Annotated in this window: 16 protein-coding genes; 8 read left to right on the top strand and 8 right to left on the bottom strand. The window is 72.0% G+C overall.

All coding sequences use genetic code 11. The annotated features are described in order from the left end of the window. Window positions 1-81: 81 nt before the first annotated feature. From ACFWY6_RS34495 to ACFWY6_RS34510, 4 genes are all read right to left on the bottom strand, one after another. A complete protein-coding gene (locus ACFWY6_RS34495; protein WP_384699036.1) occupies window positions 82-1,332 on the bottom strand; it encodes a cation:proton antiporter in 1,251 nt (416 codons plus the stop codon). Window positions 1,333-1,336: 4 nt separating this feature from the next. Further along, window positions 1,337-1,822 (bottom strand): TrkA C-terminal domain-containing protein, encoded by a 486-nt coding sequence (locus tag ACFWY6_RS34500; RefSeq protein WP_266874146.1) that lies wholly within the window; start codon window positions 1,820-1,822, stop codon window positions 1,337-1,339. A 125-nt stretch (window positions 1,823-1,947) separates the two neighbouring features. Beyond that, on the bottom strand, window positions 1,948-3,486 hold the full coding sequence (locus ACFWY6_RS34505) for an ATP-dependent DNA ligase (RefSeq protein ID WP_384699039.1): 1,539 nt from the start codon (window positions 3,484-3,486) through the stop codon (window positions 1,948-1,950). A gap of 85 nt (window positions 3,487-3,571) precedes the next feature. Then, a complete protein-coding gene (locus ACFWY6_RS34510; RefSeq protein WP_384699042.1) occupies window positions 3,572-5,083 on the bottom strand; it encodes a sigma factor in 1,512 nt (503 codons plus the stop codon). Between the two features lie 207 nt (window positions 5,084-5,290). Here ACFWY6_RS34510 and ACFWY6_RS34515 point away from each other — a divergent pair, with 207 nt between their 5' ends. The 3 genes from ACFWY6_RS34515 to ACFWY6_RS34525 all read left to right on the top strand — a co-directional run bounded on the left by ACFWY6_RS34515 (window position 5,291) and on the right by ACFWY6_RS34525 (window position 7,204). Beyond that, window positions 5,291-5,704 carry an SsgA family sporulation/cell division regulator gene (locus tag ACFWY6_RS34515; RefSeq protein ID WP_384699045.1) on the top strand — a complete coding sequence of 138 codons (414 nt, stop codon included), beginning with the start codon at window positions 5,291-5,293 and terminating at the stop codon, window positions 5,702-5,704. Between the two features lie 385 nt (window positions 5,705-6,089). Then, on the top strand, window positions 6,090-6,377 hold the full coding sequence (locus ACFWY6_RS34520) for a trypsin-like serine peptidase (RefSeq protein ID WP_384699048.1): 288 nt from the start codon (window positions 6,090-6,092) through the stop codon (window positions 6,375-6,377). Window positions 6,378-6,472: 95 nt separating this feature from the next. Beyond that, window positions 6,473-7,204, top strand: a complete 732-nt coding sequence (locus tag ACFWY6_RS34525; protein WP_384699050.1) for a siderophore-interacting protein — start codon at window positions 6,473-6,475, stop codon at window positions 7,202-7,204. 9 nt (window positions 7,205-7,213) lie between these two features. Here the strand turns inward: ACFWY6_RS34525 and ACFWY6_RS34530 are convergent, their stop codons facing one another. Then, a complete protein-coding gene (locus ACFWY6_RS34530; protein WP_384699053.1) occupies window positions 7,214-8,383 on the bottom strand; it encodes a D-alanyl-D-alanine carboxypeptidase family protein in 1,170 nt (389 codons plus the stop codon). Window positions 8,384-8,627: 244 nt separating this feature from the next. On the opposite strand from ACFWY6_RS34530, the gene ACFWY6_RS34535 reads away from it, so the two are divergent. Both ACFWY6_RS34535 and ACFWY6_RS34540 read left to right on the top strand, forming a co-directional pair. Next, on the top strand, window positions 8,628-9,290 hold the full coding sequence (locus ACFWY6_RS34535; RefSeq protein WP_384699056.1) for a restriction endonuclease: 663 nt from the start codon (window positions 8,628-8,630) through the stop codon (window positions 9,288-9,290). 150 nt (window positions 9,291-9,440) lie between these two features. After that, window positions 9,441-10,268 (top strand): NAD(P)H-binding protein, encoded by an 828-nt coding sequence (locus tag ACFWY6_RS34540; protein WP_384699058.1) that lies wholly within the window; start codon window positions 9,441-9,443, stop codon window positions 10,266-10,268. A gap of 21 nt (window positions 10,269-10,289) precedes the next feature. Here ACFWY6_RS34540 and ACFWY6_RS34545 read toward each other — a convergent pair whose 3' ends face one another. Continuing rightward, the gene (locus ACFWY6_RS34545) at window positions 10,290-11,084 is read right to left on the bottom strand and encodes an NAD(P)H-dependent oxidoreductase (protein WP_384699061.1); all 795 of its coding nucleotides are present in this window, start codon (window positions 11,082-11,084) and stop codon (window positions 10,290-10,292) included. Window positions 11,085-11,180: 96 nt separating this feature from the next. Here ACFWY6_RS34545 and ACFWY6_RS34550 point away from each other — a divergent pair, with 96 nt between their 5' ends. Then, window positions 11,181-12,119 (top strand): helix-turn-helix domain-containing protein, encoded by a 939-nt coding sequence (locus ACFWY6_RS34550; protein WP_384699064.1) that lies wholly within the window; start codon window positions 11,181-11,183, stop codon window positions 12,117-12,119. A 208-nt stretch (window positions 12,120-12,327) separates the two neighbouring features. Here ACFWY6_RS34550 and ACFWY6_RS34555 read toward each other — a convergent pair whose 3' ends face one another. Together ACFWY6_RS34555 and ACFWY6_RS34560 are read right to left on the bottom strand one after the other, a co-directional pair. Continuing rightward, window positions 12,328-12,819 carry a glutathione peroxidase gene (locus ACFWY6_RS34555; RefSeq protein ID WP_384699067.1) on the bottom strand — a complete coding sequence of 164 codons (492 nt, stop codon included), beginning with the start codon at window positions 12,817-12,819 and terminating at the stop codon, window positions 12,328-12,330. A 33-nt stretch (window positions 12,820-12,852) separates the two neighbouring features. Then, window positions 12,853-13,635 (bottom strand): ABC transporter permease, encoded by a 783-nt coding sequence (locus ACFWY6_RS34560; protein ID WP_384699069.1) that lies wholly within the window; start codon window positions 13,633-13,635, stop codon window positions 12,853-12,855. A 138-nt stretch (window positions 13,636-13,773) separates the two neighbouring features. Between ACFWY6_RS34560 and ACFWY6_RS34565 the strand changes: the two genes are divergently transcribed. Further along, window positions 13,774-14,859 (top strand): S-(hydroxymethyl)mycothiol dehydrogenase, encoded by a 1,086-nt coding sequence (locus tag ACFWY6_RS34565; protein WP_384699071.1) that lies wholly within the window; start codon window positions 13,774-13,776, stop codon window positions 14,857-14,859. Next, the coding region (locus ACFWY6_RS34570; RefSeq protein WP_384699074.1) for an MBL fold metallo-hydrolase at window positions 14,859-15,499 on the top strand (641 nt) is incomplete at its 3' end. The genes ACFWY6_RS34565 and ACFWY6_RS34570, both read left to right, overlap by 1 nt.

The following is a 15,499-nucleotide window of genomic DNA, read 5'->3' on the forward strand; positions in this document are numbered from 1 at the left end:
TCTTGTTTTCACCCCCCCCCCCGCGGGCGCGCGGGGGGGGCGGGCGGGGCGCGCCCGCCCCCCCCCGCCCGAAGGCGTGCGTCAGGGGCGCCCGCTCGCGCCCTGCCCGTCGAGCGACTCCTCGGGCTCCGGGGGCGACGGCAGAGAAGCCGCGGCCGCGGCCTCCCGGCGGCGCGAGACGACACCGCTCACCCGCGCGGCCACCGGCTGCACGAAGCGCGCGGTGAGCGGGCCGACGATCACGAGGATCAGGACGTACGCAGTGGCCAGCGGGCCCAGCGACGGCTCGATGCCCGCGGTGACGGCGAGCCCCGCGATGACGATGGAGAACTCGCCGCGCGCCACCAGCGCACCGCCCGCCCGCCACCGTCCCTTCACGGAGATCTTGGCGCGGCGGGCGGCCCAGTACCCCGTGGCGATCTTCGTGCAGGCCGTCACGACCGCGAGGGCGAGCGCGGGAAGCAGCACCGGGGGAATGCTCGCCGGATCGGTGTGCAGACCGAAGAAGACGAAGAACACGGCGGCGAACAGGTCCCGCAGCGGCGCCAGGAGACTGTGCGCCCCCTCGGCGACCTCGCCGGACAGTGCGATGCCGACCAGGAAGGCGCCCACGGCGGCCGAGACCTGGAGCTCCTGTGCGATCCCGGCGACCAGGATGGTCAGTCCGAGGACGACGAGGAGCAGCTTCTCGGGGTCGTCGCTCGACACGAAGCGCGAGATCACACGTCCGTAGCGCACGGCAAGGAACAGCACCAGACCCGCGGCGCCGAGCGCGATGGCGAGGGTGAGACTGCCCGCGGCCCAGCCGACACCGGCCAACAGGGCGGTGATGATGGGCAGATACACGGCCATCGCCAGGTCTTCGAGGACCAGGATGCTGAGGATGACGGGGGTCTCGCGGTTGCCGAGCCGGCCCAGGTCGCCGAGCACCTTGGCGATGACCCCGGACGACGAGATCCAGGTGACGCCCGCGAGGACGACGGCGGCGACCGGACCCCAGCCCATCAGGAGCGCGGCGATCGCGCCCGGCACGGCATTGAGCCCCATGTCGACCAGACCGGCCGGGTACTGGGTCTTGAGATTGCTGACCAGATCGCTCGCGGTGTATTCGAGCCCCAGCATCAGCAACAGCAGGATGACGCCGATCTCGGCGCCGATCGCGACGAACTCCTCGCTGGCGCCGAGCGGAAGCAGCCCGCCCTCACCGAACGCGAGCCCCGCCAGCAGATAGAGGGGGATGGGGGAGAAGCGGAACCGCCCGGCGAACCTGCCGAGCAGTCCGAGGGCGAGGATGATCGCGCCGAACTCGATCAGGAAGACAGCCGAATGCATCGAATCACTCCCGCCCGAGTATCGCGGCGGCGCTCTCCACACCCTCGCGGGTGCCGATCACGATGAGGGTGTCCCCGCCCGAGAGGCGGAAGTCCGGTGCGGGCGACGGGATGGCCTCGGCCCTGCGAAGGACCGCCACGATGGAGGCACCGGTCTCGGTGCGCATCTGGGTCTCGCCGAGCAGCCGCCCGTTCCAGTGCGAGGTGCCCGCGATCTCGATGCGCTCGGCGACCAGGCCCAGATCGGTGGTGTGCAGCAGATTCGGGCTGTGGTGCGAGGGCATCAGCGCGTCGATCAGCGCGGCCGCCTCGCCGGAACTCAGCCGCAGCGAGAGCGCGCAGGCGTCAGGGTCGTCGGCACGGTAGGCGCTGAGGGTGCGCGCGCCGTCCCGGTGCGCGACCACCGAGATCTGGCGCTGTTCTCGGGTGGTCAGGTCGTACCGGATGCCGATGCCTGGAAGCGGCGTCTGGCTCAGGCGTGATGCGGGCACAGCTCTCCCTCTCAATGCTGCTGATGCGAATGGGCGTCAATAAAGCGTTAAGGTCACCCTATCGGCCGGATCTTTGCCTGAACTTGGTGGTAGCCGCCGCACCTCAGGGCTAGAGGGGGGGAGGGCTACGGCTGACGCTCTGCCAGCACCGTCTCGACCGAATCGGCCTCGGCGGGCGACTTGTCCTCGCGGTAGCGCACGACCCGGGCGAAGCGGAGCGTGACGCCGGCCGGGTAGCGGGTGGACTTCTGCAGCCCGTCGTAGGCGATCTCTACGACGAGTTCGGGACGTACGGTCACGAGGAATCCGTCGTCGCTGACGGCGAGCTCACGCAGCCGCTCCGTCTGCCAGGCCAGCATCGCGTCGGTCATGCCCTTGAAGGTCTTCCCGAGCATGGCGTACGTCCCGTCGGCGCGCCGGGCGCCCAGATGCAGGTTGGAGAGCTTGCCGGTCCGCCGCCCGTGCCCCCACTCGGCGGCAAGGACCACGAGGTCCAGGGTGTGCACGGGCTTGACCTTCAGCCAGCTCGCGCCGCGCCGGCCTGCGCTGTAGGGGGAGTCGAGCGCCTTGAGCACGACTCCTTCGTGACCACGCCGCAGCGTGTCGGTGAAGAAGGCTTCGGCGTCCCGCCGTTGAGCCTCGCTCTCCGGCTCGTCGACGACGGTGCGGCGCACCCGCATCGGCTCCGGGACGAGCAGGGCCAGGCGGGCGTGCCGCTCGGTGAACGGCAGATCGAGCAGGTCGAGCCCGTCGGCGTACAGGGCGTCGAAGAAGACGGGGGAGAGCGGCAGCTCGGCGGCCGCGGTGGCCACGTCGACGCGTGAGCCGACACGTCCCGCGACCTCCTGGAAGGGACGGGGCCTGCCGTCGCCGCCGAGGGCGATGACCTCTCCATCGAGAATGAACCGCTCGCCGTCCAACTCCATTGCGGCAGCGGTGAGTTCGGGAAGCCGATCGGTGATGTCGTCGAGGGTACGGGTGTAGACGCGTACGTCGTCCCCGTCGCGATGCACCTGGACGCGGATGCCGTCCAGCTTCTCCTCGACCGCGCACGGCCCCAGCTTGTCGATGCCTTCGCCCACGGAGGCGGCGCCGTGCGCGAGCATGGGCAGGACGGGCCGCCCGAGGCTGAGCCGGAACTCGTCAAGGGCGGCGGGCCCACGGGCGAGGAGCGCCTGCGCGACGGGGCTCACCGCCCCGGCGAGCATCACGGCACGGCGCACCGCGGTGGCCGGAACCTCCGTGGCGCGAGCGAGCCCCTCCACGGCGATGGCGTCAAGCGCCCCCTGCCGGACCTCGCCGGTCAGCAGCCCGAAAAGGAACCGCTGCTCCTCGGCGGTGGCCGCGCCCATCAACTCCCGGATGAGGCGCTTGCGTTCGGCCTGGGAACCGGGACCCGTGACGGCACCGATGGCGGTGAGGGCGGCATCGGTGCCCCGGACGGTCAGCGTGGGTTCGCAGGCGGGCTCGACAGGATCCTTGAGCAGATTCCACCCGATCCCGAGACGTCCCTGCGGAAGCCGCCCCGCCAGATACGGGATCACGACCGGGACGTCGTCCGGCTGCGCGGCCCGGAAGAGATCGGCCAGGAGCGCGATCTTCCCCGAGCGGGCGGAGGTCGTGGCGACTGAGTGGGACACATGGGCTAGCCGGGCCAGGAGCATGTGTCTCCCCTTCCCCGGACGCACCCGTTCCTGACACCTTTTCCGCCGGGTGGCGGGTCCCCCGGTGATCGGCGGTCGCCTCACCTCATGGGGTGTGGCAGACGTAGATCGGTCCTATCCAGGGCTCGCAGACCGGCTCCGGGGGAGGGGTCGGGTCGACGGGCGTCGGGTCGACTGGCGTCGGCACAGGGGGAGTTGGGTCCACCGGGGTCGGCGTGGGGGGCGGCGTCGGGGTCGGAGTAGGTGTCGGTGTAAGGGGCGGAGGGGTTGGAGTGACCGGTTCGGTCGGTTCGGTCGGGGGCGCCGGTTCGGTCGGTTCGGCGGGCGTCGGCGGTGCGGGTGGGTCTGCCGGGTCCGTGGGCGCCGGGGCTTCCGGTTGCGCCTGTTGCGCCTGTTGCGGCTGGGGCGGGGGTGTCTGCTCTGCCGGGGTGTCCTGCTCGGCGGGCGCGTCCTGAGGTGCCGGTGCCTGCTGTTCCGCCGGGGTGGCCGCAGGCGCGGGCGGTGGTTTCTCCGCCGGAGTCGCAGGGCGGTCCTCGCTGCGAGGCGCCGGTACCGGTGCCTCCGCGGCCGGTGGCTGGGCCGGATGGCTCTCCACCGCGGTGGCCCGCTGCGGCGGTGCCGCGTTGCCGGAGCCGCCGAGCACGAGCCCCGCCGCCACGGCCGCCCCCGCCACCGAAGCGCCTACGACGCCGACCGCTGCGGCCGGGATCTTTCCGCCGCCGGTGAAGACGTGACGTACGCCGTGCAGGAAGCCGCCGTGGCCGCCGGGTGCCGAAGCCGCCCCCGCTGCCCCGGCCAGCGGCACGAGGAACTTGCCCGCCCCGCCCAGGACGAAGATCAGCAGCGCCGGTCCGACCAGCGCCGGCAGTCGGTCGTTGGCGCGGGTGAGCAGTGCCAGCCTGGCCCGGCAGTCGGCGCAGCCGTCGAGGTGGGCGAGGAGACGCTCGGACTGCCGGGCCGATGCCTCGCCGCGTATGTGGCCGGGTATGCGGTCCCAGTGCTGCTCGCACGCGGGATCCTCCGGCGTACCGGGATGGGCGCGCAGGAACGCCTGCCGCATCCCTTCGCGCGCCCGGTGCAGCAGCACGGCGGTCGCACCCTGCCCGGCCCCGATCCTGCGCCCGACCGCCTCCAGCGGCTGGCCCTCGGCCTCCGCGAGCCACAGCGCCTTCACCCAGCGCTCGGGCAGCTGACCGAGGACCCGGCCGAGCAGGTCCACGGAGGAGACCCGGGCGCCGGGATCGTCCGCGCCGTCGCCGTGCACGTCGATCCGCTCCGCGGACTCGACCGTCCGCGGGTCACGTGGCGTCTCGCGCGCCGCACCGCGCCCCACCGCCGCCGCGAGGTGCCGCACCGTCGTCATGAGATACGCCGGTACGTTCTCGATCTCGTGCCCGGCCGAAAGCCGCCGCCAGACCCGGAAATGCGCCTCGGCGACGAGGTCGTCGGCGATCCAGGCGTTGCCGGTCAGTGAGCGGGCGTAGGCGACGAGGCGCGGCTGTTCCTCCCGGTAGAGGCGGGCGTAAGCGGCCGTGGCGGGCACGGTCACCGGCATCACCGGCTCGTCGGCGGGGGCCTCGGCAGGGACGTCGGACATGGCAGAGCACTCTCCCGTTTCCACTGCGGGGGATTCGGACGAGTTCGAAAGCCTAGGTCAGAAATGTCTGACTTGTGACGCGAGAGTGGCGTAGGTCACATGAACTCCTGGCGTGTCGCCGTAATGCACGCGCTCGCCGCGGACTCGTACAGGCGCGGAAGGAACCGGACCGCGCAGCGGAAGCCTTACGAGAAAGAGGAGCCGATCATGGCCGTCACCCTTGAGCAGCCCGCCCGAGCCCGCCTGATCACCCCGGAGGGGCGCGAGCGCGGCCTGTCCGTCACCCTCCGGTACTCGTCGGCCGACCCCCTGGCCGCCCAGATCACCTTTCCGTCCGAGGCCTCCCTCGACGGAGCGGAGGTCACCTGGATCTTCGCCCGCCAGCTGCTCGAGGAGGGGCTGCGCGCCCCGGCGGGCGGTGGTGACGTGCACATCTGGCCGTGCGGTCGCGCGCGGACGGTCCTGGAATTCCACGCGCCGCAGGGCCTGGCTCTCGTACAGTTCGACCGGGCCGTGCTGCAGCGGTTCCTGCTGCGCTCGTACGCCGTCGTCGGCGCGGGGCGCGAGGCGACGGGGCTCGACCTGGACCGGAACCTCGCGCGTCTGCTGGGCGGGGTCTGAACGCCGAGCCCACCGGACTCGACGGGCGGATCGTCCGGCCCTCGCCTAGCGTCAGGCGGAAGGCATGCACCGGATAGTTGCGCCCGCGCTGGCCGTCGCTTCTGTCGCTTCCGTCGTGGCCGTCGTCGCCGGGAACGCGGCCGGCAGCGCGGCGAGCGGCGAGCGGCGAGGCGGCGATCACCACGGTGAAGTTCACCAACGAGCAGGGGCAGGATTCCTACTGCATCGCCACCGCGGTCCGCAGCCGCAACCATTCCGCGGTGATGGCCGCAGGGCACTGAGTACGGCTGCCCGCCTCCCTGGGGAGCCACTACAGCAACATGGTCTTCGTGCCGGGATACGGCGAAGGCAAGCGCCCGCCGCGGACCGCAAGCCGGGCGGCAAGGTGACCGTCTTCGGCTATCCCGACAGCCAGGAGCGGCGCGGCGAGCGGCTGATGTGCTGCGCGGGCACCACGTCGGCCGCGCCCGAGGGCAAGCAGAGCGTGCGCTGCCCGATGGAGGGTGGGTCGAGTGGCGGGCCCTGGCTGGCCGACTTCGACGAGCAGTCGGGCCGGGGGAAGCTCGTGTCCGTGAACAGTTTCGGTGACGCGGCCGAGGGCGGTTCGGCCATGGAGGGCGAGGTCCTGGGCGCCACTGCGGGTGAACTCCTCAAGCGGGCACAGCAGTTGTGATCCGTGCCGAGCCCCGTTCTCCACCTCCCCTGTTTTAGGTTAGGCTGCCCTAACTTATCGACGGCTTCGGGCCGCTCAGGGGGAGGGGACCAGGAATGGGACACGGCTGGGAGGGGGTGGTCCTCAAGCTGTTCCGCGGCAAGGACTTCGAGTTCACGGTGACCGGCGCCGAAGACGTCACCGAGCACTACCGGCGCCTGCACCTGACGGACGGCGGCATGCTCGCCCTGACCGGGGTGCATCCCACGATGTGGGTGCGCCTGTGGTTCGACGACGCGGGCAAGAGCCACCAGCGCGCCTACACCCTGGTGAACCCCGACCCCGACAGCGGGACCTTCAGCCTGGAGTTCGCGCTGCACGACGGCCGCGCCAGCGACTGGGCGCGCAAGGCCGCCCCCGGTGACACCATCGAGGCCACGCTGCAGGGCACCGGCTTCGAGGCGCCGGAACCGCGGCCGTCACGGCTCCTGGCGATCGGCGACACGGCGGCACTCCCGGCCCTCAACTCGCTCCTGGCCGCCCTGCCCGGTGTACCGGCGACGATCTGGTTCGAGACCCAGCACGCCGAGGACCACGACCTTGACCTGCGCCTCGACCCGGCCCTGCACGAGCTGCACCGGGTGGAACGGCGTGCGGCCGGCGCCCATCTGGTCGACGAGGTCAAGGCCGCACTGCCCGCCCTGGTCCAGGATCCCGCCGACGTCTACGTCTGGATCACCTGCGACACGACGACCACCCGGGCCCTCGCCTCATACGTACGCAAAGAGCTGAACGTCCCGAAGCACCGCGTGCACGCGCTCGGCTACTGGCGCCCGGAGAAGAGGTAGGCGGCTCGGCTAATCGCGCCCGGAGGAGCGGTGGGCGCGGGCCGTCCGTCGCCGGATCACCCGCACCGCACCCACAAGGATGACCGCAGAGCCCGCGCCGACCAGGAGGATCGCGGTCCAGTCCGAGTCGTCGGACTCCGGCGCGGCGGGGACCGGACCCTGCGCGGTGCGCGACTGCTCGCCTTGAGGCAGCAGTGAACCGACCGGCTGCACGCGCCCCGCGGCCTTGAAGCCCCAGTCGAGCAGCGACCGCGCCTCTTCGTACACGGCGTATCCGCCGCCCTCCTGAGGGTTCATCACGGACACGACCAGGGTGCGGTTGCCCCGCTGTGCCGCGCTGATCAGGGTGTGGCCGGCATGGCTGGTGTAACCGTTCTTGATGCCGACGAGGCCGGGGTAGCGTGCCACACCGTCCGCGCCGGTCAGCAGGCGGTTGGTGTTCCGGATCGGTTGGGACCAGTTGCCGTGGGGGAACTGCGCGACCGGCGTGGCGCAGTAGCGGGCGAACTCGGGGTCCGCGAGACCCGCCCGGCCGAAGACCGCCAGGTCGTACGCCGATGAGACCTGCCCCGCCGCGTCGTAGCCGTCGGGGGAGACCACATGGGTGTCGCGGGCGCCCAGGGCGCGGGCCTTGGCGCGCATCTGACGGACGGTCTGCTGCCAGCCGCCGTTCAGCTCGGCGAGCACGTGAACGGCGTCGTTGCCGGAGCTGAGGAAGACGCCACGCCACAGATCGGAGACGCGGTAGCTGCGGCCCGCCTCGACCCCCACCAGGCTGCTGCCGTCACCGACGCCGGAGAGCTCGCTCTGGGAGACCTTGTGGCGGGCCGCGGCGTCCAGGTGGGGGAGGGCCGTGAGGGCGAAGAGCGACTTCAGGGTCGAGGCGGGCGGCAGTTGGCGGTGCGCGTTGTGCGCGGCGAGCACTTCGCCCGTACGGGCGTCGGCCACCAGCCAGGACAGCGCCGAGACGTCGGCCGGCAGCGCCGGGGCGCCGGCGCCCGGCCTGGCCTGGGTGCCGGGCCGGTCGAGCAGGGTCGAGGAGTACGCGGGCACCGGCTTGGGTGGCGCGGGCTCGGCCGGTGCGGCCGCCGCGAAGGGCGTGGGCAGGACGACCAGAGCAACGACCGCGAGGGCCGCGGTGCGGACGGATGAGGAGCGCGGAAGGTACCTGATGGCCATTCAGCCACCGTAAGAGCACGGCCAGAAGTCCGCAGGTCAGCTTGGTCCGGCTGGATGTATCGGGGGGTGAGGGACGCGGCCGGGCCGGAACCGGCGGGCGTCGGGCAGGGCCGCCGCCAGGGCCGGGGGACCGACTTCGGCCAGTGGCCGAACGGCCGCCCTTCCCGAACCGGCGCTCCCTGCCCACACTCCTTGGCAAGGACGGCGGAGGGGGGCAGCGATGGCCGCTCGACGGAGACGGCGCATGGCGGAGAGGTATCGGCGCGAGGTGGGCGCCCTGGTCGTCGCCCTGCTGCTCCTGGTAGTCGTGTTCTGGTCGGTGGTCTGGCCCTACGCGGCCGCCGTGTTGCTCGTCGGCGGCCTCGGCGCCGTGGCGTGGTGGCTGTGGCGCACGGACCGCATGGCACGCGGGCGGGATCGCGAGTGGCGCGAACACGAGGAGGTACGGGCGGGGCACCGGACCCTCGCGGATGTGGACGTGATGACCGGCACCGCCTTCGAGGAGCATGTCGCCGGGCTGTGCCGCAGGGACGGCTGCACCGAGGTGCGCCGCGTGGGTGGCGCCGGCGACCAGGGCGCCGATGTGATCGGGCGGCTTCCGGACGGCCGGAGGATGGTCGTCCAGTGCAAGCGGTACGCCCCGAGCGGCACCATCGCCAGCCGTGAACTGCGCGATCTCCTGGGCTCCCGCGTGCACTTCGGGGCCGATGTGGCGATCTTCGTGACGACCACACGGTTCAGCCGCCCCTCCGCGGCGTTCGCGGCCACGCACTCCATCGCCACCGTGCACCGCGACCATCTGGGCCTGTGGAACAGCGGAACCCCGCTGGATTCGATCCTCGACGTCAGCGCCGCTGGGCAGGGCGACGGCCGGCACCGGGCGCGCTGGAAGAGGACGTACGGATAGTGCCGCCGGCCACCCTCCACGGCCTGTGATCCCGGTCACCATCAGGCCCGTTCCCCATTACTTTCCCCTAGGTACCTAATGCCCCGGCGCAGATAGCTTCCTTCAAGTCCGCAGCGGACGGGCAGAAAGACCAACCCATGGGGAGCGAACATGATCGTGGTGACCGGAGCAACGGGCAACGTGGGACGGCCACTTGTCAAGGCACTCGTCGCGGCCGGAGAACAGGTCACGGCCGTCTCGCGTGCGGTGTCGGAGACGGACGTCCCGGAGGGAGTGCGGCATCTGCGGGCGGACGTGGCCGATCCGGAGCGGCTCAGGCCCGCGCTCGACGGTGCGGACGCCCTGTTCCTGCTGACGTCCGGAGACTTCACGCTGGCCGGCGGCGATGTGCACGGCGTCCTCGAAGCGGCGCGCGCCGGTGGCGTCCGGCGGGTCGTCCTGCTCTCCTCCCAAGGCGTCGGAACGCTGCGCCATCCACCGGCGTACGAGGAGGCCGTCAAGCGGTCGGGCCTGGAGTGGACGGTGCTGCGGCCCGGCGGCTTCGCCTCCAACGCGTTCCTCTGGGCCGAGACGGTCCGCGCGACCCGGACGGTCGCCGCGCCGTTCGGCGATGTCGCCCTGCCGGTGATCGACCCGGACGACATCGCGGCGGTCGCCGCTCTCGCACTGCGGGAAGCCGGGCACGACGGCGCCACCTACGTGCTGACGGGGCCGGACCCGGTCTCGCCGAGGCAGCAGGCCGCGGCGATCGGGGACGCGATCGGCGAGCCGGTGGGGTTTGTGGAGCAGAGCGAGGAGGAGGCACGGACACAGATGCTGGCCTTCATGCCCGGGCAGGTGGTGGCGGCCACCCTCGCCATCCTGGGCTCACCCTCGCCCGACGAACAGCGGGTGAGCCCCGACGCCGAGCGGGTCCTCGGCCGCCCGCCCCGGCCCTTCGCCGAGTGGGCGGCGCGCAATGCCGCCGCCTTCAAGTAGCGGCACACGGCGGTGACTTGATCAGCCGCGCGGGCGGACATGGAGATCGAGGCCGCTCGTCCCCGGCGTCTCCACACCCGGAAGGAGGCGCATGTCGTGGTCGTAGTCACCGCCCACGAGCGAACGGAAGGGGACCGGCTCGTCGGTGAAGAGGCCGTCGAGCCGGCGCCCGAACTCCCGTTTCGCCGCCGCGAACCGCTCATCGGGCAGCTCGTTCGCGTCGTACACCGCGAACGGTTCCAGCGGCGCCATGCCGGTGAACCAGGACAGCCCGTGCTGCAGCGGATACAGGACGTCCGTGAGCCGGCCATGGATCCCTCGGTCGGAGAACGACGACTCACGGGCGCCGAGCGTCACCGACACCAGCGCACGCCGCCCCGCGAGGACGCCCTCGCTGTAGGGCGGCGGGACCGCGGGGCCGTAGCCGAACCCGCTGGTGAACACCCGGTCGATCCAGCCCTTCAGGATCGCGGGCACCGAGAACCACCACATCGGGAACTGCAGGATCACCGCGTCCGACCAGCGCACCTTCTCCTGCTCCGCCGCGATGTCGGACGAGAGGCGGTCGGCGAACGTGTCCCGCTCGGATACGGCCATCACATGCAGCCGCTGATCCCCGGCGTGACCGGAGAAGTCGTCGGCGTCCACCGTCGCCTTCCACTTCATCGCGTACAGGTCGGAGACCCGCACCTCGTGCCCCGCCGCGCGCAGTTCGTCGACCGCGAAGGCGGCCAAGGAGGCGTTGAGCGAACGGGGTTCGGGGTGGGCGCTGACGACGAGGATCTTCTTCGGGCGGGGCGGCGTGGTGGTGTTCATGGAGCCACGATCTCCGGGCGCGCCCCGGTCAGCCAGCACCCTGTCCGACGTCGGAACGCCGATCCTGGTACTGCCAGGGCCACGCATACTGGGCCCATGAACGGCGTGAGCGGTGTGAACGGCGAGGACGACATGGGCGGCACCGGCGGCGGGACCGGCGGCGCGGGGCGGGACCTCGGCGGGTTTCTGCGGGCCCGGCGGGGGCGTGTGACGCCGGAGCACGTGGGGCTCACCGGCGGTCGCCGCCGCCGGGTGCGCGGGCTTCGCCGTGAGGAACTGGCCCAGTTGGCCGGGATCAGCGTGGACTATTACGTACGCCTCGAACAGGGCCGGGCCACGCAGCCGTCCCCCGAGGTGCTCGACGCGCTCGCCGGGGCGCTCGGCCTCGGCACGGCGGAGCGCGCGCACCTCACCACACTGGCCGCCGCCCGTCGCGAGCCCGCGCCCACGGCCAGGGTCAGCCCCCTGCTGCGACGGATCCTGGACGCCCTGGGCGACTTCCCCGCCTTCGCGACCGACCACCGCCTCGACGTGGTGGCCTGGAACCCCCTGGGCGGCGAACTGATCGGCGGCCTCGCCGCCCCGGCCCGCCGCGACCGGAACAACGCCAGATTCCTCTTCCTCGACCCCGCGTCCCGTCTCGTCCACCCCGAGTGGGAGGACCGTGCGGCGGAGGCGGTGGGCCAGCTGCGCGTCGCCGCGGGCCGCTACCCGCAGGACACGGAACTGGCCGCCCTCATCGCCGAACTGACCGCGGCCAGCGGCGAGTTCCGGCGGATCTGGGACAGCGGCGAGGTCGTGATGTGCGCGGCGGGCCGCAAACGCCTGCGGCACCCGGCCGCCGGGCCGCTCACGCTGAACTTCGAGACCCTGCACGTACCGGCCGCACCCGGTGAGACGGGCCTGGTGGTGCATGTGTTCAGCGCCGACGAGGACAGTACGGAGGCGAGCGCGCTCGCAGGCCTTGCCAAGGCGTCGGAGGTGGCGGCACCGACAGGGGGCGCGCGGAAAACCGAATGCCACCCTGCGCGGTGATCGCTACGGTGGAGTTGTCCAGGTGCGCAGGGGCGGGCTACTTCCACTCTAAATGGGGCGGTCGCGGGTTCGAATCCCGTCGTCGACTTCGGGTCGGCGTAGCTCAGCGGCCAGAGCACCACGTTGCCTGCACCGACTCTGATCTCTGGACAGCCGACGCGAGCCGTCTGCCTTGCCGCACAGCAGGGCAGACGGCCGCGTCCGCCGACTACTGCGGCAGGTTCGCCTCGATCGCGGCGATGACCTCGGGAGCGTCCGGCTCGGTCTGCGGGGAGAAGCGCGCCACGACCGATCCGTTCGCGTCGATCACGAACTTCTCGAAGTTCCAGCGGATGTCTCCGCTGTGCCCCTCGGAGTCGGCGGTGCCGACGAGGTTGCCGTACAGCGGGTGGCGGGCATCGCCGTTGACGTCGACCTTCTCCGTCAGCGGGAAGGTCACGCCGTACGTCGCCGAGCAGAACTCGGCGATCTCCTCCGAGGTGCCGGGCTCCTGGCCCATGAACTGGTTGCAGGGGACGCCAAGGACGGTGAAGCCGCGGGCGGCGTACTGCGCGTGCAGTCGCTCCAGGCCCGCGTACTGCGGGGTCAGACCGCACTTGGAGGCGACGTTGACGATCAGGACCGCCTTGCCCAGGTGCTGGTCCAGGTTCGCGGGGCCGCCCTGGAGGGCGGCGATCTCGGCATTCTCGTAGACAGACATGTTTGGGAGCCTACGCTCAGGGCCCGGCGCCGCTCACGCCGCCTCCGTGCGGTTCAGCCGGCCGCAGGCGACCAGCTCGACCGTCACCGCGACCGCGATCGCCTGGACGGCCATCAGGGCGATCAGCACGAACAGCTGCACCGCGCCCGCGAGGGCGGGAGACGCGCCGCCCAGGAGCATGCCGACGAACGCTCCCGGCAGGGTGACCAGGCCCACCGTGCGGGTCTGGTCGAGTCCGGGGAGCAGGGCGTCCGACGCGGCGGGGCGGATCACCTCCAGGCGGGCGTCACGGGCGAGCAGGCCGAGGGCCAGGCCCGCCTCGAACTCGCCGTTGCGGGCCCGGAGTTCGTCCAGGGCCCGGCGGCCGGCAAGCACGGTCGCCGTCAGCGCACCGCCGATGAGGATGCCGGTCACCGGGATCATGGCGATGCCCCGCACCGGCAGCAGCCCGGCCAGCGTCAGGCCGGTCACCACCGGGACGACGGGACCCGCGATCGGCAGCGCCGCCCACCACCAGCTGCCGTTCTCGGTGATGCGCCGTCCCGCGGTCCGGGCGGCGACGGCGAACATCAGGAGCAGGAAGGCGAAGAGCGCCGCCAGGTGATGGATCACCCAGCCGATCGCCAGGGACACCACGCCCAGCTGTGCGGCCGCCCGCACTCCGGCCACCACGATCTCGCGCGCCCTGTCGTACGAGCCGTCGGGCGACAGCCGGAACACGGCGGCCGTCGCGGCCGCGACAAGGAGCAGCACGAGCAGCGCCGCACCGAGCGTCGCATTGACCGGAAGCAGGGCCTGAGCAGCGAGATCACGCACCCGCCCACCCTAGGCGGCGGCGCGCCCAGGACAACGGAATCGGCCGTCGCAACCTGCGCGAGCGGGTCGTCGAGGGCGTGCCCAGGATGTGAGGATGCCCGAGGAACATGTGATGCCGAAGAAAGAAGGGCTGACCTCATGGCGCAGCAGGTACAGGGCGTGATCGCCCGCGCGAAGGGCGAGCCGGTAAGGATCGAGACGATCGTCGTGCCGGACCCGGGCCCGGGAGAAGCCGTGGTGAAGGTGCAGGCGTGCGGCGTCTGTCATACCGATCTGCACTACCGCGAGGGCGGCATCAACGACGACTTCCCCTTCCTCCTCGGCCATGAGGCCGCGGGCGTCGTCGAGTCGGTCGGCGACGGCGTCACCGAGGTCGCGCCGGGCGACTTCGTGATCCTCAACTGGCGTGCGGTGTGCGGTCAGTGCCGCGCCTGTCTGCGCGGCCGCCCGCAGTACTGCTTCGACACGCACAACGCCAAGCAGAAGATGACCCTCACGGACGGCACGGAGCTCTCGCCCGCGCTCGGCATCGGCGCCTTCGCCGAGAAGACCCTCGTCGCCGCAGGCCAGTGCACCAAGGTCGACCCGGCCGCATCGCCCGCCGCGGCCGGACTTCTCGGCTGCGGCGTCATGGCCGGTCTCGGCGCCGCCATCAACACCGGCGAGGTCGGCCGGGGCGACTCGGTCGCCGTCATCGGCTGCGGCGGTGTCGGCAACGCGGCGGTCGTGGGCGCGCGGCTCGCCGGCGCCGCGAAGATCATCGCGGTGGACATCGACGACAAGAAGCTTCAGACGGCCAAGGGCCTGGGTGCCACGCACACCGTCAACTCCCGTACGGCGGACCCGATCGAGGCGATCCGCGAGCTGACCGGCGGCAACGGCGCCGACGTCGTCGTCGAGGCGGTCGGCCGCCCGGAGACGTACGAACAGGCCTTCTACGCCCGTGACTTGGCGGGCACGGTCGTCCTGGTCGGCGTGCCGACGCCGGAGATGCGCATCGATCTGCCGCTGCTCGACGTCTTCGGCCGCGGCGGCGCGCTCAAGTCGTCGTGGTACGGGGACTGTCTGCCCTCACGCGACTTCCCGATGCTCATCGACCTCTACCGGCAGGGGCGGCTCGACCTGGACGCGTTCGTCACCGAGACGATCGCCCTGGAGGACGTGGAAAAGGCCTTCGAGCGGATGCATCACGGGGATGTCCTGCGTTCGGTGGTGGTCTTCTGATGGCGGCCGCCCGCATCGACCACCTCGTCACGTCCGGGACCTTCTCCCTCGACGGCGGCACCTGGGACGTCGACAACAACGTATGGATCGTGGGTGACGACAGCGAGGTCGTCGTCATCGACGCCGCGCACGACGCGGACGCCATCGCGGCCGCCGTCGGGGACCGCAGGGTCGTCGCGATCGTGTGCACGCACGCGCACGACGACCACATCGACGCGGCCCCCGCGCTCGCGGCCCGCACCGGTGCGCCGATCCTGCTGCACCCCGCCGACACGGAGCTGTGGAAGCAGACCCACCCCGACCGCGCCCCCGACGGCGAGCTGGCCGACGGACAGGAACTGTCCGTGGCGGGCACGGAGTTGACGGTCCTGCACACACCGGGCCACTGCCTGGGCGCGGTCAGCCTGTACGCGCCGGACCTTGCCACCGTCTTCACCGGCGACACGCTGTTCGCGGGCGGGCCGGGAGCGACGGGCCGTTCGTTCAGCGACTTCCCGACGATCGTCGGCTCGATCAGGGAGCGGCTGCTGACGCTGCCACCGGAGACGGCGGTGCGCACCGGACACGGCGACAGCACGACGATCGGTGCCGAGGCGCCGCATCTGGAGGAGTGGCTCGCCCCCCGGCACTGTGCGGGCCC

Source organism: Streptomyces sp. NPDC059037, assembly GCF_042740015.1.
Lineage (GTDB): Bacteria > Actinomycetota > Actinomycetes > Streptomycetales > Streptomycetaceae > Streptomyces.